Origin of the sequence: Dyella sp. OK004 (assembly GCF_900114495.1) — a bacterium.
Taxonomy (GTDB): Bacteria; Pseudomonadota; Gammaproteobacteria; order Xanthomonadales; family Rhodanobacteraceae; genus Dyella_D.
The window spans coordinates 243,312-260,054 of sequence record NZ_FOZI01000002.1 but is presented as its reverse complement, the minus strand read 5'-3'; the positions used below and the strand labels follow the sequence as shown (position 1 = coordinate 260,054).

At 63.7% G+C, this 16,743-nt stretch carries 17 protein-coding genes; 8 read left to right on the top strand and 9 right to left on the bottom strand.

The genetic code is table 11. The features are described from left to right. Positions 1-2: 2 nt before the first annotated feature. Positions 3-476 (bottom strand): YaiI/YqxD family protein, encoded by a 474-nt coding sequence (locus tag BM338_RS07840; RefSeq protein ID WP_090450335.1) that lies wholly within the window; start codon positions 474-476, stop codon positions 3-5. Further along, a complete protein-coding gene (locus BM338_RS07835) occupies positions 473-1,357 on the bottom strand; it encodes a PhzF family phenazine biosynthesis protein (RefSeq protein ID WP_090450334.1) in 885 nt (294 codons plus the stop codon). The genes BM338_RS07840 and BM338_RS07835 overlap by 4 nt, the downstream gene beginning before the upstream one ends. A gap of 128 nt (positions 1,358-1,485) precedes the next feature. On the opposite strand from BM338_RS07835, the gene BM338_RS07830 reads away from it, so the two are divergent. From BM338_RS07830 to BM338_RS07815, 4 genes are all read left to right on the top strand, one after another. Further along, complete coding sequence (locus BM338_RS07830; protein ID WP_090450333.1) at positions 1,486-2,091, top strand: rhomboid family intramembrane serine protease; 606 nt, start codon at positions 1,486-1,488, stop codon at positions 2,089-2,091. A 114-nt stretch (positions 2,092-2,205) separates the two neighbouring features. Continuing rightward, complete coding sequence (locus BM338_RS21585) at positions 2,206-2,610, top strand: hypothetical protein (protein WP_090450332.1); 405 nt, start codon at positions 2,206-2,208, stop codon at positions 2,608-2,610. A 30-nt stretch (positions 2,611-2,640) separates the two neighbouring features. After that, on the top strand, positions 2,641-3,705 hold the full coding sequence (locus tag BM338_RS07820; protein ID WP_218156316.1) for an aminopeptidase: 1,065 nt from the start codon (positions 2,641-2,643) through the stop codon (positions 3,703-3,705). 95 nt (positions 3,706-3,800) lie between these two features. Further along, a complete protein-coding gene (locus BM338_RS07815; protein ID WP_090450330.1) occupies positions 3,801-5,084 on the top strand; it encodes a dicarboxylate/amino acid:cation symporter in 1,284 nt (427 codons plus the stop codon). Positions 5,085-5,142: 58 nt separating this feature from the next. On the opposite strand, the gene BM338_RS07810 is transcribed toward BM338_RS07815, so the two are convergent. Then, positions 5,143-5,955, bottom strand: a complete 813-nt coding sequence (locus BM338_RS07810) for a c-type cytochrome (protein ID WP_090450329.1) — start codon at positions 5,953-5,955, stop codon at positions 5,143-5,145. Between the two features lie 336 nt (positions 5,956-6,291). On the opposite strand from BM338_RS07810, the gene pncB reads away from it, so the two are divergent. Beyond that, positions 6,292-7,485: a nicotinate phosphoribosyltransferase gene (pncB, locus tag BM338_RS07805; protein WP_090450328.1), complete on the top strand. Its 1,194-nt coding sequence runs from the start codon at positions 6,292-6,294 to the stop codon at positions 7,483-7,485. Between the two features lie 59 nt (positions 7,486-7,544). Here the strand turns inward: pncB and BM338_RS07800 are convergent, their stop codons facing one another. The 3 genes from BM338_RS07800 to BM338_RS07790 all read right to left on the bottom strand — a co-directional run bounded on the left by BM338_RS07800 (position 7,545) and on the right by BM338_RS07790 (position 10,146). Then, the gene (locus BM338_RS07800) at positions 7,545-8,345 is read right to left on the bottom strand and encodes a MetQ/NlpA family ABC transporter substrate-binding protein (protein WP_090450327.1); all 801 of its coding nucleotides are present in this window, start codon (positions 8,343-8,345) and stop codon (positions 7,545-7,547) included. A 110-nt stretch (positions 8,346-8,455) separates the two neighbouring features. Beyond that, on the bottom strand, positions 8,456-9,139 hold the full coding sequence (locus BM338_RS07795; protein ID WP_090450326.1) for a methionine ABC transporter permease: 684 nt from the start codon (positions 9,137-9,139) through the stop codon (positions 8,456-8,458). Then, positions 9,136-10,146: a methionine ABC transporter ATP-binding protein gene (locus tag BM338_RS07790; RefSeq protein ID WP_090450325.1), complete on the bottom strand. Its 1,011-nt coding sequence runs from the start codon at positions 10,144-10,146 to the stop codon at positions 9,136-9,138. The genes BM338_RS07795 and BM338_RS07790 overlap by 4 nt, the downstream gene beginning before the upstream one ends. Before the next feature lie 95 nt (positions 10,147-10,241). On the opposite strand from BM338_RS07790, the gene BM338_RS07785 reads away from it, so the two are divergent. Further along, a complete protein-coding gene (locus BM338_RS07785; RefSeq protein WP_090450324.1) occupies positions 10,242-10,727 on the top strand; it encodes a glutathione peroxidase in 486 nt (161 codons plus the stop codon). Here BM338_RS07785 and dacB read toward each other — a convergent pair. Then, positions 10,712-12,286 (bottom strand): D-alanyl-D-alanine carboxypeptidase/D-alanyl-D-alanine endopeptidase, encoded by a 1,575-nt coding sequence (gene dacB, locus BM338_RS07780; RefSeq protein WP_090451209.1) that lies wholly within the window; start codon positions 12,284-12,286, stop codon positions 10,712-10,714. The two genes, BM338_RS07785 and dacB, sit on opposite strands and share 16 nt — an antisense overlap. A gap of 5 nt (positions 12,287-12,291) precedes the next feature. Continuing rightward, positions 12,292-13,656 (bottom strand): MATE family efflux transporter, encoded by a 1,365-nt coding sequence (locus tag BM338_RS07775; protein WP_090450323.1) that lies wholly within the window; start codon positions 13,654-13,656, stop codon positions 12,292-12,294. 134 nt (positions 13,657-13,790) lie between these two features. Between BM338_RS07775 and BM338_RS07770 the strand changes: the two genes are divergently transcribed. Continuing rightward, positions 13,791-14,273, top strand: a complete 483-nt coding sequence (locus BM338_RS07770) for an FKBP-type peptidyl-prolyl cis-trans isomerase (RefSeq protein ID WP_090450322.1) — start codon at positions 13,791-13,793, stop codon at positions 14,271-14,273. 91 nt (positions 14,274-14,364) lie between these two features. Next, positions 14,365-15,549 (top strand): FAD-dependent oxidoreductase, encoded by a 1,185-nt coding sequence (locus tag BM338_RS07765; protein ID WP_090450321.1) that lies wholly within the window; start codon positions 14,365-14,367, stop codon positions 15,547-15,549. Between the two features lie 27 nt (positions 15,550-15,576). On the opposite strand, the gene BM338_RS07760 is transcribed toward BM338_RS07765, so the two are convergent. Then, positions 15,577-16,668: a phospholipase A gene (locus tag BM338_RS07760; RefSeq protein WP_090450320.1), complete on the bottom strand. Its 1,092-nt coding sequence runs from the start codon at positions 16,666-16,668 to the stop codon at positions 15,577-15,579. Between the last annotated feature and the right edge of the window lie 75 nt (positions 16,669-16,743).

The window sequence follows — 16,743 nt, the reverse complement described above, 5'->3', positions numbered from 1 at the left end:
CTTCAGGCCTTGCGCGCCTGACGCAAGCGGGCGAGCCAGCTGTCGAGCTGATTGGCGAAGGCCTGCTTGTCGCGCGCATGGAAGGCCGCGGGTCCACCGGTATCTACGCCGGCGCCGCGCAGTTCTTCCATAAAGTTACGCATGCCCAGTCGCTGGGCAATGGTGTCGCGCGTGTACAGCTCGCCGCGCGGATGCATGGCGAGTGCACCCTTGGCGATCACCTGCGCGGCTAGCGGAATATCCTGGGTGATCACCAGGTCGTCCGCCGTGACGCGCTGGGCGATCTCGTTATCCGCCACGTCGAAACCGCCGGGCACTTGCAGCGAGCGGACAAAACGCGAGGGCGGTGTGCGCAGGAACTGGTTGGCGACCAGGGTGACCGAAACCTGCTCGCGCTCGGCGGCGCGGAACAGGATTTCCTTGATCGCCACCGGGCAGGCGTCGGCGTCGACCCAGATCTGCGCACCGGCGTTCAAGCGTCGCCGTTCCAGTTCAGGCGGCCGTCGATCACGGTATGCGTGCGTCCGCCGATCCACACCACGCCATCGATGATGTGCACCAGCAGGCTGGCGTCGTGGCCTATCTCGCGGCCCTGGCTCACGGTGTAGCCGGCAGCGAGCGGACCTTGCGGCTCGGCGTGCGCGATATAAGCCGCGATCAGGCCGTTGGCGGCACCGGAGGCGGGATCTTCCACAATGCCGACGCCGGCCGGGAAGGCGCGCACCACGAGCTGGTAATCCGCGTGGCTGCTGCGTGCGAAGGCGCACAGGCCCAGGCTGTCGGTGGCCCTGGCCAGGGCGCCGATGGCGGCATGGTCGGGCTGCCAGGCGCGCAGGCTGGCCTCGTCGGCGCATTCGGCCAGCCACCAGTGGCGGCCGCCGGCGACGTAGGCCGGCGGCAATTTGCCTAGCTCGATACCGGACAGGGCCGCGCCGAGCAGGGGATGTGCATCCGAGCCGGTCTTTTCCACCGTGGCTTTGGGCGATTGCAGCAACAGCTGGCGTGTCGCGCCCTCACCCTCGATGCGGATCGGCAGCACACCGGCGCCGCACTCCTGCCACAGCAGGCCGTCGCGCGGGGTGGCCAGGCCGCATTCGAGCACCGCGTGTGCGCTGCCGATGCTGGGATGGCCGGCGAAGGGAATTTCCTTCTGCGGCGTGAAGATACGCACGCAATAGCTGGCCTTGGGGTCGCTTGGCGGCAGCAGGAAGGTGGTTTCGACCAGGTCGGCCCAGCGGGCGAAGCGCTGCATTTGCGCGTCGCTCCAGCCGGTGGCGTCGGTCACGACGCCGAGATGATTGCCGCCGCCGTAAGAAGCGGCAAAGACGTCCAGATGCAAATAGCGAATGGGGGGCATGGAAGCGGTGATAGTCGCGGGGGAAAGCGCGGAAGCCGCGCATCATACTCGGCTTGGTGACGGCGGTGAGGTCGACAAGCGCAGGCCGTGCGGCCAAGATGCCCGCCTGCCTTACAGGGGAAACGTACATGCTGATCACCTTGCTCATCATCGCCATCACCTGCATCGTCTCGTTCATGGCGTTCAACAATCGCCGCCTGATGGACGACCTGATCCTGTGGCCGCCCGCGATCGAGAAGCAGCGCGAATACCACCGGCTGGTGACCTACGGGCTGATCCACGCGGATTTCGGGCACTTGCTGTTCAATATGATCACGCTGTTTTTCTTTGGGCGCGTGATGGAGGGGTTTTACAGCACGCAGCTGGGCACCATGGGTTTTGCGCTGTTCTATATCGGCGCGCTGGTCATATCGATCCTGCCGACCTATTTGCAGAACCGACATAACCCGAACTACCGCAGCCTGGGTGCTTCCGGAGCGGTGTCGGCGGTGCTGTTTGCCTACATCCTGCTGGCGCCGTGGTCGCGCATCATCGTCTTTGTGATCCCCATGCCGGCGATCATCTATGCGGTGCTTTACGTGGCCTATTCGATCTACATGGACCGCCAGGCGCGTGACAACGTCAATCACAGTGCGCATTTGTGGGGAGCGGCGTTCGGTATTGCGTTTACCGTGATAATCCGCCCGGACATTATTTCGCACTTCCTGGCCCAGCTTTCGCAGCCGCGCTTCTGATCCAGGCAACGAGATGGCTGGCGAGTAAATGCCCGCCGGCCGGTAAGTTTGCACTCAGTGCGCATTCAACGCGCCGGGCCTAGCGTGATGACGTGATCCCAACTGGGGTGTGTCATGAAACGTCTGCTTGCCGGCCTGACTCTGGTTGTCGCCACCGCGGCGCTGTCGGGCTGTTATTACGATCCGGGCTACAGCTACGTCCGCAGCTCCACCTATGCGGGCGATGCCTATTACGGCAGCCGATCCACCGTGGTGTATGACGACGGTTATTACGCGCCGGGCTACTACGGTGGTTACTACGGCTGCTGTTACGGGCCGCCGGTGACGGTAGGTATCGGTGGCGCGTGGTACGGCGGATCGCGCTGGCGCGACGGTGACCGTCATTGGGATCGCGGCGGCTGGCGAGGCGGTAATGGCGGCTGGCGCGGCCGGGGCGACGGTGGTCACCGGGGCAACTGGAGTGGCGGTCGCGACGGGCATGGTGGGCATGACGGGCACTGGGGTGACCGCGGGCACTGAGGCCGGCACAATCGCGGCATGGTTCTTCCCATGCCGCTACAAGGGCTCGCAAGGCTCATCGCTGTCACGGCGGTGAGCCTTTTGCTATCCGGGTGTTATTACGCGCATGTGGCGCGCGGGCAGAGCGAGCTGGTGTTGCGGCAACGCTCGGTGGAGAAGGTGGTGGCAGACCCGGTCACCGATCAAAAGCTGGCGGGTCGTCTTGAGTTGTCGCAGCAGGCAAGGCGTTTCGCCTCGCGGGAACTCGGGCTGCCGGACAACCGCAGCTATACCCGCTATGTCGACTTGCACCGTCCTTACGTGGTGTGGAACGTATTTGCCACGCCGCGCTATTCGGTGGAGGCGGTGCGGCATTGTTTCCCCGTCGCCGGTTGCGTGGCCTACCGGGGCTATTTCGATGAAGCCAAGGCAAGGGCCGAAGCGGCGCGGCTGAAGGCCGGTGGCGACGATGTCTACGTGGGCGGCGTGTCAGCGTATTCCACCCTGGGCTGGTTCGCCGACCCGATCCTCAGCAGCATGCTGCGCTGGGACGACGACGAACTGGCCGGCACGATCTTCCACGAGCTGGCCCATCAGCTGATCTACGTGAAGGACGACAGCGCCTTCAACGAATCTTTCGCCAGCTTCGTACAGGAGCAGGGCCTGCGCGAATGGCGCACGTCGCGCGGGTTGCCGCCGCAGGATGGCGAGGCTCAGGCGATGGACGATGCTTTCACCCAGCTGGTGCTGGACCTGCGCGACCGGCTCAAGAAGCGGTATGCCGGCGGGGGCGACGAAGCAGCCATGGAGGCGGGCAAGCAGCGTGAGATCGCCGATTTCCGCCAGCGCTACGAGGTGTGGCGCGATCAGGGGTGGCCGAAGCAGCATCGCTATGACGCGTGGGTGGCTGCCCCGATCAATAACGCACGGCTGCTGCCGTTTGGTCTCTACGATCAATGGAAGCCCGCGTTCGCCGCGTTGTTCTGCCAGGGCGGCGGGCAGTGGCCAGTGTTCTACGCCGGGGTGCGTCGGCTCGGGCAGCTGCCTAAGTCGCAGCGGGATCAGGCCCTTAAGCGGTTGGCAGCCGGGGCCGATGTCGCCCGTCGCGGCGATTGATCGTTCGCCTTCGCGAACGCTGTGTTGCGATTTAGCCGTATGGACGGCTGTTCCCGGTGTAAGGTCGGAGCCTTTCGCGCGGTTGGAGCAGGGCAGTGAGGCTGGTTTCCTGGTGGCTAGGCATTCGTTTCTGGAAGCGTGTGCTTGCGGGCTTCGTGCTGGGCGCGCTGGTGGGCTGGTTGTGCGGACCGTCGTCGGTGACCTGGTTCCAGCCGCTGGGCGATGTGTATATCGCGCTGATCAAGATGATCGCCGTACCGCTGGTGTTCTTCGCCGTGGTCAACAGTGTGGCCAGCTTGCATGGCGTGCAGCGCATGGCTGCGCTGGGTGGGCGCACCTTTCTTTGGTTCGCGATCACCGCGACGCTGGCGGTAGGCGTGGGCTTGCTGGTGGCGCATCTCACCAATCCCGGTCTGGGCGTGGGTGAGCTGGCGATGGCAAGCGACTACAAGGTGAAAGAAGTGCCTTCACCGGTGAAGGTGCTGCTCGACGTGGTGCCAACCAATCCGTTCAAGGCGCTGACCGAAGGCAAGATTCTGCAGGTGATTTTCTTTGCCGGCCTACTGGGCCTGGCCCTGGTGAAGATCGGTGAGAAGTCCGCGCGCCTGCGCGCACTGCTGGGTGAAGCCAACGACGCGATGATCCAGGTCACGCGCTTCGTGCTGGAAGTGACGCCGATCGGTACCTTCGGCTTGATTGCGGCGTTGGTGGGTGGCTACGGTTTCGAGAAGCTGTTGCCGCTGGGCAAGTTTGTGCTGGCGCTGTATCTCGCCTGCGGCGTGCAGATCCTGCTGGTTTATGGCGGCCTGCTACTGACGCACGGTTTGAGTCCGCGCCGGTTTTTCCGCGGCGTGCTGCCGGCGATGCAAGTGGCCTTTACCTCGTCATCCAGTTTCGCCTCGATGCCGGTGGCGCTGCGTAGCGTGACGCAGAATCTGGGCGTGGCGCCTGAATACGCCGCCTTTGCCGTGCCTCTCGGCGCGAGCATCAAGATGGATGGCTGCGGCGCGATCTATCCTGCGATCAGCTCGATCTTCGTGGCGCAGTATTTCGGCCTGCATCTGGAGCCCACGCAGTATTTCGTGATTCTGCTGGCTTCGGTGCTGGGTTCGTTCGGCACGGCGGGCGTGCCGGGTACCGCGACCGTGATGGTGACGCTGGTGCTGAGTTCGGCGGGCCTGCCGGTGGAAGGTATCGGCTATCTGGTGGCGATCGATCGCGTACTCGACATGATGCGCACCATGACCAATGTCACCGGCCAGATGCTGGTGCCGGTGCTGGTGGCGCGCGAGCAGGGGCTGCTGGATATGGAGGTCTACAACCGTGGTGCCGACCTGTTGCAGGTAGGAGCCCAGGCTGTGGGCGACACGGCGCGTTAGCGTCATCTCAAGGACGGTCGCGCACAGAGCCTGCCCCGGCTCGATCCGGGGTGCGCTCCTACGGGGTGTGTTTGCGGTCGGACATGTGGCGCAGATAGTCCAGCAGGGCATCCAGGTCGCTCTCACTCAGCACGCTGGTGCTGAAACCCGGCATCTTGGCCTGCGGCCAATGGCGCAGTGACTGCGGATCGCGCACATAGGCGCGCAGCAGATCGGCGCGCAGGTACTCGGTGGGATTGTGCGGGATATTCAGATCCGGTCCGAGCCGTGCATCGCCTTCGCCGTTGAGGGTGTGGCAGGCGAAGCAGTTGCGCTGGAATACTTCAAAGCCATGACGGACCGGGCTGTTCGCCGGCAGCGATGCCGCGGGCACGATGGCCGGAAAACGTGCGGCGATGTCTTCCTGCTTGCGGATCGCTGCGAGCTGATAAGGCCATTGTTCCGGGCCGATGCCGTTGGCTTCCGGCCGTATCCACACGACATAGAACGGACCGGCGCTGACATTTTTTCCGGGCAGAATCGGCCAGAGGTGGGTTGGGTCTTCCATGGCCAGCCAGGCTTCGGCGCCATGCGCATTGAGGATCAGCGCGGCCGGGATTTCCGCGGCGAAGCCGTCGTTGGCGACGAACTGCAGGTGGTCGTTCGGGTCGATGCCGGCAAGCAGCGTTTTCAGCGGCACCGCGCGATAGGTCATGGCGCGGTGATAGGCAACGTCGTCGGGAATGGCGATGTTACGGGCGTCTTTGCGGGCGGTTAATTGCGCGCTATCGAGCGTCTTCGCGCCATGCCCGAGATCAAGCTTGAGTTCGGCGGCGCCGGCGGGCAGGGCGACCATCAGGATGATCAGGCATAGACAACGCAGCAGGGGCATGGCGGACTCCGGCGGAAACCGCGGCATTGTAAGTGGCGATGAGCCAAGCTGGCAGAAAGCTGAACCGTTCCGGGACGCCCTTGAACTTGTATCGCGGCGACCACACTAACTACCCGTATCGCCGTGAGGCGACATGAGATGACGTAGTTGTTTCGCGTTGTCGGGGGCCGCCCCCTTTTCTCCCCCTCTTTGTGGGGGACGGCCTGACAGAACCCCGGTAGCTACTCCCCTGGCTACCGGGGTTTTTACTTTTTCGGGCTCGCGTAAACAGGCATGGCACGCGGATAATCAATGGAACACACCATGGCGTGTGCTTCCCTCCCGCGTGAGTCACCGATGATCATCACTTCGCTGCTCGACACCGACCTGTACAAGTTCTCGATGATGCAGGTGGTGCTGCACCACTATCCGGCCGCGCAGGTCGAGTACCGTTTCAAGTGCCGCAACCCCGGCGTGAATCTGGTGCCTTACATCGATGAGATTCGCGCCGAGCTGGATGCCTTGTGCCGTCTGCGCTTTACGCCGGAGGAGCTGGACTATCTGCGCAGCTGGCGTTTCATCAAGAGCGATTTCGTCGACTTTCTCGGGCTGTTCCAGCTCAATGCCAAGTATGTGGAGATCACGCCTGCGGTAAGCGGCAACGGCGAGATCGAGATACGCATCGTCGGGCCATGGCTGCACACCATTCTGTTCGAGGTGCCGCTGCTTTCCATTGTCAACGAGGTGTACTTCCGCAACACCCAGCCGGGGCTGGATATGGCGGAAGGGCGGCGGCGCCTGAAGGACAAGATCGCCTTGCTGCGCGACACGCCCGGCTACGAGGGTTGCAGGGTCGCCGATTACGGTTCGCGCCGGCGTTTCTCGCGCCTGTGGCATCAGGAAGTGGCGACCACCCTGCGCGATACGCTCGGGCCGCAGCTCGCCGGCACCAGCAACGTATGGCTGGCATGGAAGCTGGGCCTGACGCCGCTGGGTACGCTGGCGCACGAATATCTGCAGGCACATCAGGCGCTGGGTCCGCGCCTGCGCGATTCGCAGGTGGCGGCGTTGGAAACCTGGGCCAAGGAATACCGCGGCGACCTCGGTATCGCGCTATCTGACGTGTATGGCCTGAGCGCCTTTCTGCGCGATTTCGATATGTATTTCTGCAAGCTGTTCGACGGCACCCGGCATGATTCGGGCGATCCCTTCGCCTGGGGTGAGCGCGTGCTGGCGCACTATCGTTCGAACCGCGTCGACCCGCGCAGCAAGGTATTGGTGTTCAGCGATGGCCTGGACATTCCCAAGGTGATGCAGCTGTACACGCACTTCCGCGAGCGCTGCCTGCTGGCTTTCGGCGTGGGCACTAATCTCACTAATGACGTGGGGCCGACGCCGCTCAACATCGTCATCAAGATGGTCCGTTGCAACGGCCAGCCGGTGGCGAAGATCAGCGACTCACCCGGAAAGAACATGTGCGAGGACAAGGCTTACGTAACCTACCTGCGGCAGGTGTTCGAAATTCCCCAGCCGGTGGACGAAGCCGCCTGACAGGTAAACAAAAACGCCGGGCAATGCCCGGCGTTTTTTTCTGCATGCGCTGATGGAATTCAGAACGCCGGCAGCACGGCACCCTGGTATTTCTGCTCGATGAAAGCCTTCACTTCCGGGCTGGTCAGCGCCTTGGCCAGCTTCTGTACGCGCGGGTCGTCCTTGTTGTCGGGACGGCCGACCAGATAGTTCACGTAGGGCGAGTCCTTGCCTTCGATCAACAGTGCGTCCTTGGTCGGGTTGAGTCCGGCGGCCAGCGCGTAGTTGGTGTTGATCAAAGCCAGGTCCACTTCGTCCAGCGTGCGCGGCAGCATGGCGGCTTCCAGTTCGCGGAACTTGAAATGCTTCGGGTTGGCGGTGATGTCCTTCTGCGTCGCCAGCTCGTCGTTCGGATCCTTGAGCGTGATCAGGCCGTGGCGCGCCAACAGGAGCAGGGCGCGGCTGTTGTTGCTCGGGTCGTTGGGCAAGGTGACGGTGGCGCCGTCCGGCAACTGGTCGATGCTCTTGAGTTTGCGCGAGTACGCGCCGAACGGCTCGATATGCACGCCGGTGATGATGGTCAGCTGGGTACCGCGCTGGCGATTGAATTCGTCCAGATAGGGCTTGGTTTGAAAGTAGTTGAGGTCGATCGCCTTCTCGGCCACCTGCGTGTTCGGCTGCACGTAATCAGCGAAGACCTTGATCTCCAGATCTATGCCTTCCTTTGCCAGCAGCGGCTTGACCTGCTTGAGAATCTCCGCGTGGGGTACGGCGGTGGCGGCCACCACGAGTTTCTGGCTGTCGCTGCTGCTGCCGGAGTTGGAGGACGAGCAGCCGGCCAGCGCAAACAGGGCGGCGAGAGCAACGAGCAGCTTCTTCATGGCGACGGGCCTTGGTGCGGTGCGCCAGAATAGCCATCCATACCGCCGGATGCAAAACAAGGCGTCTGCTTGATGGTAGGAGCCCACAGGGTGGGCTCCTACAGGGGGCTTTAATGCCGGGTATAGCGCGCCACGATGCGGTCGCCGAGCATTTGCAGCAGCTGTACCAGCACGATCAGCAAGACGACTGTGACCAACATGTAGTCGGACTTGTAGCTGAGATAGCCGTAGCGGTAGGCCAGGTCGCCCAGGCCGCCCGCACCGATGGCGCCACCCATGGCGGTATAGCCGACCAGTGCGATGGCAGTGACGGTGGTGCCGGCGATCAAACCGCCGCGTGCCTCGGGCAGCAGTACATGGCGCACGATCTGCCAGGTGCTGGCGCCCATCGCCTGGCTTGCTTCGATCACGCCTTGCTGCACTTCGCGCAAGGCGGTTTCCACCAGGCGAGCGAAGAACGGCGCGGCACCGATCACCAGGGGCGGAATGGCACCGCGGATGCCGAGCTTGGTGCCAACCAGGATATAGGTCAGCGGCATCAGCACGATCATCAGAATGATGAAGGGAATCGAGCGCAACACATTCACCACCAGCGACAGCGCGGCGTACAACTTCGGCATCGCGCGCAGCTGCCCCCTGCCGGTGAGATAGAGCAGCACGCCGAGCGGCAGGCCGATCAGTACGGTAAGCAGCAGCGATCCGCCGAGCATGAGCAGAGTATCGATGCAGGCATGGCCGATCTCCGCCCAGTCATCGATGTTGGGAAATAGGTTTTGCAGGAAAGGGGCGGTCATCGCGCAAGCTCCTCGATTTCGATGCCGGCTTCGCGCAGCGTGGCGAGCGCGGCGTCCACGCCATCGCCCTGCATGGCGAGGGTGAGCTGGCCATAGGGCAGGTCCTTGATGCGGTCGACGCGGCCGGCAAGGATGTTGAAATCCACACCGGTTTCGCGTGCCACGCGACCCAGCGCAGGCGTCCAGGTGGCTTCGCCGCGGAACGACAGGCGCAGGATGCGGCCGGGGATGTGCGCATACAACGCGTGCTCGCCGGCTGCTTCTTCCGGCAATGCTTCGTTGACGAAGCGTCGCGTGGTGGGATGCGTGGGATGCAGGAACACGTCGGCCACCGAGCCATGCTCGACGATGCGGCCCGCGTCCAGCACCGCCACGCGGTCGCACACGCGGCGCACCACGTCCATCTCATGCGTGATCAGGACGATGGTCAGTTTCAGTTCGCGGTTGATCTCGGCCAGCAGTTCCAGCACCGAGGCGGTGGTCTGTGGATCGAGTGCGCTGGTGGCTTCGTCGCACAGCAGAATGGACGGCCGATTGGCAAGCGCGCGGGCGATGCCCACGCGCTGCTTCTGGCCACCCGAAAGCTGCGACGGGTGCTTGTTGACATGCTCGGTCAGGCCGACACGTTGCAGCAGTTCATCCACGCGGGTGCGGATCTTTGCCGCGTCGCGCTCGCCGGCCAGGCGCAGCGGGAAAGCGATGTTGTCGGCGACCGTCTGCGAGGACAGCAAGTTGAAGTGTTGGAAGATCATGCCGATGCGCAGGCGCTGTGCGCGCAGCTCGGCATCGCCCAGCGCAGTCATGTCGGTCTCGCCGATCAGGATGCGGCCGCCGCTGGGGCGCTCCAGCAGGTTGATCAAACGGATCAGCGTGGACTTGCCCGCGCCGGAATGCCCGATGATGCCGAACACCTCGCCATCGGCGATGTCCAGGCTGAAGGGCTGCAGAGCGGGAAGGTCCTTGCCGTCGACGCGGTAGGACTTGTGGACATCGACAAAGCGGATCACGACGGGCCTTGGACAGTGACCGGGACGGGCATTCTATGCCAGGTTCCCTTGCCCTTGGCGTAGACTCGTCAGCCGACCAACAGCGGAGCTCGGCCATGACCACGGTCTACGATTTCAGTGCAAAGGATATCGACGGCAACGAGCGCTCGCTCAGCGAATGGCGTGGCAAGGCCATGCTGATCGTCAACGTCGCCTCCAAGTGCGGCTTCACCCCGCAGTACACCGGCCTGGAAGCCTTGTGGCGCGCCCAGAAGGATCAGGGTCTGGTGGTGCTCGGTTTCCCCTGCGACCAGTTCGGCCATCAGGAGCCGGGCGACGAGGCCGAGATCAAGAACTTCTGCAGCACCAGCTATGACGTCAGCTTCCCGGTCTTCTCCAAGATCGAGGTGAACGGCGACAAGGCCCACCCGCTCTACAAGTGGTTGAAGAGCGAGGGCAAGGGCATCCTGGGCAGCGAGTCGATCAAGTGGAACTTCACCAAGTTCCTGGTCAACCGCGAGGGCGAAGTGGTAAAGCGCTATGCGCCCACTGATACACCCGAAAAGATCGGCAAGGATCTGGCCGCTCAGTTGACCGGCTGATTGGCGCTGGCCTGCGCTGCCGCCGGCTGCGGTGCGCCGGTGCGCAGGCCGGCCAGCATCACGGCGATGGCGTCGATGTCGCGACTCGCGCCGGGTGAGCCCGGCGGTGGGTCGTAGTTGTTGAGCATGATGGCGAAGGCCAGCCGCTCGCCGCCCGCGGTGGTGACATAGCCGGCGAGGCTATGCACCAGGTTCATACTGCCGGTCTTGGCCTGTACGTTGTTTTCGGCCGGGGTATTGCGCATACGCCATTGCAGGGTGCCGTCGACGCCGGCCAGGGGTAGCGCCTGGCGCAGGGTGGTGGCATAGGACTGCGAGGCGAGGAAGGTCAGCAGACGCGCCATCGCATTCGGCGTGCTCAGATCGCGGCGCGACAGGCCGGTGCCTTCCTCGATGAGTGTGGCCGTGGGTGCGACGCCCATGCGCTCGAGCAGTTGGCGCAGGCCGCGGATGCCCCAGTTCTCGGTGGTGAGAAAGCCACTGGGTGGTGATGGTCCTTGCATGGCATCGGTCTGCGCGCGCACGCCGGCAATCAGCAGCAGGTTTTGCAGATAGAGGTTTTGCGAGCGCTTGAGGCCACGTTGCAGAATCTCGGCTACTGGTGGCGACAGTACTTCGGCGACCGTCGACGTGTTCGCGTGCAGGCTCTCGCTGCTCTGCGGCCAGTGCAATGCGCGAAGCCGGCCTTGAATGCGGACACCATGTCGCGCCAGCGCTTTCAGCAATTGATCGCCTGCGAGCAGGGCGGGATCGAACGACGCCAGCTTGAAGCGTTGCGCAGGCGCGCGCGCAGCGATGCTGCCAAAGGCATACAGCGTGTTGTCGCCGGGCGCGCGATAAAGATTGATGTCGTTGCGCAGCTGCGGTGCGCCCGTGGTCATGCGGTTCACCACGCTCGGCACGGCGCCGGTTGGATCCAGCGCCACGATGGCGGGGCGGCCTTCACGCGCTGCCGGCGTGATCGTCACATCGACCTGGTTCTCCTGCACGCTCAGTGCGGAAGTAGGTACGGCGAACCAGCTTTGCAGATCGATCGCCTCCCAGCCGGAGCCCATTGGCGGACTGGCGAAATAGCTGTCGTCGGCGATCAGGTCGCCTTTGACGCGCTGGATGCCATGTTCGGCGACTTGCTTCGCCAGCTGGTCGGCCCAGTTCGCGGTGGAGGCATCCGCACCCAGCGTGGGGTCACCCATGCCGTAGAGAATCAGCGGACCGTCCAGCGTGCCGCTGCGTAGTTTGTCACTGGCCAGTACGCGCGTGGGAATGCGGTAATCGGCACCGACTTCGCTCAGCGTCAGCGCGGCGGTGAACAGCTTTGCCGTGGAGGCGGGCTGAAATAACTGATCCGCGTTGTGCGCGTAGAGCGTACGGCCATTGTCCAGCGACACCACGGCGATGCCCCAACTGGCACCTGAAAAGCGCGGCTGGCGGATGTGCGCGTCGATCCGTGTAGCCAGATCCTGTGCGCTCTGTACCGGCGCATCTTGCGCGGCCAGTGCTGCGATCGGCAGCGACAGTGCGGCTGCGGCAAGCAGCAGGCAACGGCGTCCCAGCGGCATGACTTTCATGGTGGCAGTATGGCGTGAACGCTTTCCGGCAGCCACGCCTGTCGCTGGCGCAGGCGCCAGCCGATCAGGCCAAGACTCAGGCCGCGCATCGCCATGAAGGCGAGAAACGCCAGCCACAAACCATGGTTGCCCCAGCCGCGCGCGAGCCACGCCAGCAGTACGAATAGCAGCACCGATAACAGCATGCCGTCGCGCATCTCGCGTGCCCGCGTGGCGCCGATGAACAAACCATCCAGCAGATAGCTCCACACCGCGACCACGGGTAATACGGATAGCCAGGGCAGGTAGCGGTAGGCGGTTTCGCGCACTTCGGGCAGGCTGGTTTGCAGATTGATGAACCAGTGTCCTGCAAGCGCGAAGAGCAATGCATAGCCGATACTGCCGAACAAAGACCAGCCGCCCGCCACCACTAGTGCTCGTCGTAACGCCAGGCGGTCGCGCGCGCCGATGGCGTGTCCGCACAGGGCTTCCACGGCATTGGCGAGTCCGTCCAGGCCGAACGCGGTGAGCATCAGGCCGTTCAACAGCAAGGCGTTGGCGGCGACGGTGGCATCGCCCAGTCGCGCACCCAGCAGGGACAGGCTGAAGAACACGCCTTCCAGCGCCAGCGTGCGCAGAAAGATGTCGCGATTCACCATCAGCAGCGGACGCCAGTGGGCGAAGCCGCGCATGGCGCGCCAGTCGATCTGTCCGGCCAGGCCACGCACTGCGCGTCGCGCGCACCACAAGCCATAGATGGCACCGAGCCATTCGCCGCAGGCCGAAGCCAGCGCGATACCCGGCACGCCCCAGCCAAGGCCGAGCACAAAACCGAGGTTGAGTGCGATGTTGGCGACGTTGGTGACCAGCAGCAAAGCCAGCGTGGTGCGGGCGTGCTGCGCACCGATAAACCAGCCGGCCAGTGCGTAATTGAGCAAGGCTGCGGGCAATCCCAGCAAGCGGATATGCAGGTAATCCAGGCTGCGTGCGGCGAGCGATGGCGTGGAATGCATCTGCCCGATCAGCCATGACAGCAGTGGCAGCATCAGGGCGCCGACCACCGCGCCGAGCACGGCGGCCAGCAACAACGCCTGTGCCTGCACAGTGCGCAGGGCCGCGCTATCGCCCGCTCCGCTGGCCTGGGCCGCAAAGCCGGTGGTGCCCATGCGTAGAAACCCCAGGCTCCATACTGGCAGGGCGTAGATCGCGCTGCCCACGGCTACGGCGCCGAGGTCCTGGGTCTGCGGCAAATGACCCGCCACCGCGCTGTCGACCAGTGCCACCAGCGGCACAGTCAGGTTGGACAGAATCATCGGCACGGCCATCGCCCAGACCCGCTGATGGGTAGGCCGATGGCGCCAGGCGTCGAGTATCGGAGACATGGGCGTGGACGGTGAAAGGCGGGCCATTCTGGCACGGCGCATGGCGCCGACTCTTCGGCAACGCTTGCCATGGATGTTAGGCTTGTAGCCACACGCCGGCGTCGGCCGGTCCCACCCGTACTTGCGAGAAGATCATGCAGATTGCCGAGCGCTCCGTCGCCTCTTTCCACTACACGCTGACCGACGACCAGGGTCAGGTCCTCGATAGCTCTGAGGGTCGTGAGCCGCTGACCTACTTGCATGGCACCGGTCAGATCGTGCCCGGTCTGGAGAAGGCGATGGAAGGCCGTCAGGCCGGCGACCAGTTCAAGGTAGACGTGGTGCCTGAAGAGGGTTACGGCGTGCATCACGCCGAGCTGATGCAAGAAGTGCCACGCGATGCCTTCCAGGGCGTGGACGATATCCAGCCGGGCATGCAGTTCCAGGGCCGCGGCCCGCAGGGCGTCATCAATGTCACGGTGACCAAGGTCGATGCCGACAAGGTGTATATCGACGGCAATCACCCGCTGGCCGGCAAGACCCTGCACTTCGCCATCGAAGTGACCGAAGTGCGTGACGCCAGCGAAGAAGAAATCGAGCACGGCCACGTGCACGGCGAAGGTGGCCATCACCACTGAGGCCGCTGATCGCGCCGGTCCGACCGGATCGGCGCGACACCCACGTTAAGCGGCTCCCGCGGAGTCGCCACTCAAGGATCGAGCCGCCATCATGCGGGAACGCTTGCGCATAGCCATCGTGGGGTATGGCGCCGCCGGTCAGGCGGCCGCCCTGTTTCTTTCCGGGCAAGGCCACGCGTTGAGCGTGTATGAGCAAGCCGCCGCACCGGGGCCGGTGGGCGCGGGATTTCTGCTGCAACCGACGGGGCTGGGCGTGCTGGCCCGGCTGGGGTTGCACGAGCAGGCGCTGGTGCGGGGCCAGCGCATCGAACGTCTGCATGGTGTCAATCGCCACAGTAGGCGCGTGATGGATATGCGCTATGCCGATCACGCACCGGATTGTTTTGGCCTTGGGCTGACGCGCGGCAGTCTGTTCACCCTGTTGCGCGACGCCTATGTCGATGCCTCGCGCATCCATACCGGCATCTGCATCGAATCGTTAGCTGAGGATGGCACATGCCTGCGTGACAGCCAGGGCGGTCTGCATGGACCGTTCGATCTAATCGTGGCGGCCGATGGCGCGCATTCGCGCCTGCGTCAGAGCATGCCGCAGCAGGTACGCCGCCAGACTGTGTATCCCTGGGGTGCGTTGTGGTGTCTGTTGCCGGCCGAAGATTGGCTACATCGCACTGAGCTGCGCCAACGCTATGGCGGTACCCGCGAAATGATCGGGCTGCTGCCAGTGGGGCAGCGAGCAGATCGCGAAGGCCAATGGCTTACCTTTTATTTCAGCCTGCCGGGCGAGCAGGTCGATGCTTTCGACGCGGCCGGACTGTCACGCTTGCGTGAGCGTGTCGCGGCGTTATGGCCCGAAGCCATGCCGCTGCTGGAGCACGTTACAGCGCACGATCAATTGCATCGCGCGCGTTATCGCGACGTGGTACTGCGCACGCCCATCCATGGCCGATTGGTATTTCTCGGTGATGCGGCGCATGCGATGAGCCCGCAACTGGGGCAGGGCGTGAACATGGCGCTGCTGGACGCCGAGGCCTTGTCGGATGCGCTTACGATCAGCCCGAGTGTGGATATCGCGCTACAGGATTATCGCCGTCGCCGTCGCGATCATCTGGCGGTCTATCAAAGGATGAGCCGCTGGCTGACGCCGTTGTTCCAATCCGATCGCGATGACCTGGCACGGTTGCGTGATGCGATGTTTCATCCGTTGAGTCGTTTGCCGCTGGCGCGCGGGCAGACGCTCAGGATTCTGACCGGCACAAAAAAAGCCTGGTGGCGCTAAGCACCAGGCTTTGTTGCGTTGCGAAGATCAATACCAATCGAGCAGCGAGACGCCGATGCCGAGGTAAGTGGCGTTGTGGTTGTAGTCGATCAGGCTTTCGCCGTAACCCTTGTACAGCTCCATGTAGCCGCGCAGGTTGCCTGATATCGGGAAGGCCCAGGTGAACTGGCCGGCACCGTGGCTGCGGCTGCCGCCACGCAACGAGTGACGCAACATCAGACCGAACTCCTGGCCGTTCCATTCGCGCACGATCTGCATATCGGCGCGGCCGACGTAATCGGTAATGTCCGGGTTGTTGTCGTCTTTGCCGCTTTCGGGAACACGCCACCAGGGGCGCAGCATGACTGTCCAGCCGTCGCGCTCCAGACCGATATTGGCAATCACACGGTTCCAGCTGCGCGAGAGAGGGTCGCCGCGGCCATTGGACTGATGGTTGAAGCCGATGCCAAGCAGTCGGCCGTTCCAGCCAGCGATCTGGTAGTTGGTGTTGAACACCAGCAGGGCCTCGGGTTCGTAGTTGGTTTCTCGAAACGGGCTGGAGTGCTTGCTGTTGTAGGCCTGCCAGCGCGAGGACTGGGTATAGCCGACCCACAGATCGCCCGCGTCGCCGAACACGCCCTGCCAGATTTTAGTCTTCAGGCTGAGCTGGAATTTCGTTTCGATGTTCTGCAGTGGCTGCGGCGTGGTGACGGTATTCAACGGATTGGGGCTGTGCGGCATGTCGTTCTGATTGCTGGTGGCAAATATCGGCATGACGTACAGCGGTTTATAGCCGCGCAGGTTGTAAGTGCCCAGCTTGCTCTCGGGCGACAGTTCCCAGCGAGAGTCGAGCAACGAAAGCGGGCGCGACACGTCGGGATTGCCGACCTGCGCGGTTTCGTGCGTGTCCTTCTCTTTGGCAAATACGCTCGGCGTCGTAGCCGTTGCATCTGTTCTCTTCCGCGCTGCGGGCAGATTGACCCGGCCGGTAGCGTGGTCGTAGCAGGCCAGGCGTTGTGCGTCGGTTTCGATCGCGGTACACGCGCGGATATCCATCGGGTCCGGATTCTGGGCGTGGCTGAGGGTGCTGGCGAAAGCCATCGCGAGCACGGCCGTCGTCGGCAGGATCGGTCGCGTCATTGCGTACTCCACGTTGCGCCCATCCGGGCGGTATGAATCGGCGCGTACGAAACACCGCACACGAAAACGCCGGCC

What these genes read in the sequence shown, in the direction of transcription:
- BM338_RS07835 (WP_090450334.1), bottom strand. Translation starts at nt 1,357, where the DNA reads ATGCCCCCCATTCGCTATTTGCATCTGGACGTCTTTGCCGCTTCTTAC.
- BM338_RS07830 (WP_090450333.1), top strand. Translation starts at nt 1,486, where the DNA reads ATGCTGATCACCTTGCTCATCATCGCCATCACCTGCATCGTCTCGTTC.
- BM338_RS21585 (WP_090450332.1), top strand. Translation starts at nt 2,206, where the DNA reads ATGAAACGTCTGCTTGCCGGCCTGACTCTGGTTGTCGCCACCGCGGCG.
- BM338_RS07820 (WP_218156316.1), top strand. Translation starts at nt 2,641, where the DNA reads ATGCCGCTACAAGGGCTCGCAAGGCTCATCGCTGTCACGGCGGTGAGC.
- BM338_RS07810 (WP_090450329.1), bottom strand. Translation starts at nt 5,955, where the DNA reads ATGCCCCTGCTGCGTTGTCTATGCCTGATCATCCTGATGGTCGCCCTG.
- pncB (WP_090450328.1), top strand. Translation starts at nt 6,292, where the DNA reads ATGATCATCACTTCGCTGCTCGACACCGACCTGTACAAGTTCTCGATG.
- BM338_RS07800 (WP_090450327.1), bottom strand. Translation starts at nt 8,345, where the DNA reads ATGAAGAAGCTGCTCGTTGCTCTCGCCGCCCTGTTTGCGCTGGCCGGC.
- BM338_RS07795 (WP_090450326.1), bottom strand. Translation starts at nt 9,139, where the DNA reads ATGACCGCCCCTTTCCTGCAAAACCTATTTCCCAACATCGATGACTGG.
- BM338_RS07785 (WP_090450324.1), top strand. Translation starts at nt 10,242, where the DNA reads ATGACCACGGTCTACGATTTCAGTGCAAAGGATATCGACGGCAACGAG.
- dacB (WP_090451209.1), bottom strand. Translation starts at nt 12,286, where the DNA reads ATGCCGCTGGGACGCCGTTGCCTGCTGCTTGCCGCAGCCGCACTGTCG.
- BM338_RS07775 (WP_090450323.1), bottom strand. Translation starts at nt 13,656, where the DNA reads ATGTCTCCGATACTCGACGCCTGGCGCCATCGGCCTACCCATCAGCGG.
- BM338_RS07770 (WP_090450322.1), top strand. Translation starts at nt 13,791, where the DNA reads ATGCAGATTGCCGAGCGCTCCGTCGCCTCTTTCCACTACACGCTGACC.
- BM338_RS07765 (WP_090450321.1), top strand. Translation starts at nt 14,365, where the DNA reads ATGCGGGAACGCTTGCGCATAGCCATCGTGGGGTATGGCGCCGCCGGT.
- BM338_RS07760 (WP_090450320.1), bottom strand. Translation starts at nt 16,668, where the DNA reads ATGACGCGACCGATCCTGCCGACGACGGCCGTGCTCGCGATGGCTTTC.